Here is a 1,654-nt window from a genome sequence, read left to right as displayed (position 1 = left end):
CCTCACCCCCGCCGCCCGCGAGCCCCACTAGGGCCTGTCTGACAAATAGCGTCGTCCGCCGTCAGGCGGTGCTCGCGGCGCCTGGTGCGGTGCATCGCAAGGCGGAGGGAGGAAAGCGCAGCGGGCTGCGCTGACGACCGACAACGCGGCGAGGTGCCGTGCCAGGCGTCGCGAGCAAGGCGGGATTTGTCAGACAGGCCCTAGGGCCCGGTCCGTCGGAGTCCCGTCCGGCTCAGGGGCGGCCGAGTTCGCGGGAGATGCGGGCGAGCTGGTCGAGGCGCTGCTCCAGCGTCGGGTGGGAGGACAGCAGCTTGCTCATCGCGCCGCCGGAGAACGCCGGCGCGAAGAAGAACGCGTTGAACGGCTCGGCGCGGCGCAGGTCCCGCGTCGGGATGCGGGACATCTGACCGGTGATCTTCGTGAGCGCGGAGGACAGCGCCGAGGGGCGGCCGGTGAGCAGCGCGGCGCCCCGGTCGGCGGACAGCTCGCGGTAGCGGGACAGCAGCCTGGTCAACAGGAAGCTGATCACGTACACCACCGCGCTGACCAGCGGAATCAGGATCGCGAGAATCGCCGTGTTGTTGTTCCTCCCGCCCCCGCGCATCATCCCGCTCCACAGGGCCATCCGGGTGATGCTGCCGGCGAGCACGCCGAGGAAGGAGGCGAAGGTCATCACCGCCACGTCGCGGTGGGCGACGTGGGACAGCTCGTGGGCGAGCACGCCCTCCAGCTCCTGCGGTTCGAGTCGGCGCAGCAGCCCCGTCGTGGCGCACACCAGCGCCTTCTCCTGGCTGCGCCCGGTGGCGAAGGCGTTCGGCACGTCGGTCTCGGCGATCGCGACCCTCGGCTTGGGCATGTCCGCGAGCGCGCAGAGCCGGTCGATCGCCCCGTGCAGCTCCGGCGCCTGCTCGGGGGTGACCTCCCGGGCCCCCATGCTGTACGCGGCGATGCGGTCGCTGAACCAGAACTGGGCGATGAACAGCCCGCCGGTGATCAGCACGATCAGCGGCCAGGCGTCCCCGAGCAGGGCGATCAGGACGCCCATGAACACCACGTAGAGCAGTCCGATGAGGAACATCGTGATCGTCATGCGGCTGGTGAGGCCGCGGTCCGGCGCGTAGCGGGTTCGTGCCATGTGCTTCACCCCTTCACCTTCGGAGCGTAACGCGCGAAGCGGACCCCGCGCCCCCGGCGGTTCCCGCTGCCACCGGCCCGCGGCCGCGTCTCACAACCCCGGGGCGTCCCACAGCGGGAACCAGCGCCCCAGATCCTCCTCGACCGGCAGGTCGTCGGCGAGCAGCGCCCGCATCTGGAGCTCCAGCGCGTTGTCCCGCTTCTCACGCTGCCCGGGGATCGGCGCGAACGGATAGAAGGTCCCGCGCTTGTACAGGTAGACGATCGCCAGCGGCCGGCCCTCGCTGTCCCGGAAGTCGATGAGCGAGCAGAGCAGCTGCGGCCCGAAGCCCCCGTCCTGGAGGGAGGTGTTCACCGCGTGCAGATCGTTGACCAGCCCGGCCACGCCCTGCTCGGACTGCCGGCAGACGACCCACGAGTAGCCGTAGGAGTCCTGCGTGAACTCCGCCTCGCCGAGCAGCCCCCGGGCCTCCTCCCGCACCCTGTCGAACGCCCCGCCCTCCGCGCTGGCAAAACACAC

2 protein-coding genes are annotated in these 1,654 nt (G+C 71.0%); both read right to left on the bottom strand.

All coding sequences use genetic code 11. The features are described from left to right. Window positions 1-232: 232 nt before the first annotated feature. On the bottom strand, window positions 233-1,135 hold the full coding sequence (gene htpX / locus FNX44_RS26685) for a zinc metalloprotease HtpX (RefSeq protein WP_143651538.1): 903 nt from the start codon (window positions 1,133-1,135) through the stop codon (window positions 233-235). A 90-nt stretch (window positions 1,136-1,225) separates the two neighbouring features. Then, window positions 1,226-1,654: PspA-associated protein PspAB (pspAB, locus tag FNX44_RS26680; protein WP_143651537.1), on the bottom strand; the 429-nt coding region annotated here is incomplete at its 5' end.

The organism is Streptomyces alkaliterrae (assembly GCF_007097205.2).
Lineage (GTDB): Bacteria > Actinomycetota > Actinomycetes > Streptomycetales > Streptomycetaceae > Streptomyces > Streptomyces alkaliterrae.
Note: the sequence above shows the minus strand (reverse complement) of the source record. Positions and strands in the feature narration are given on the sequence as shown.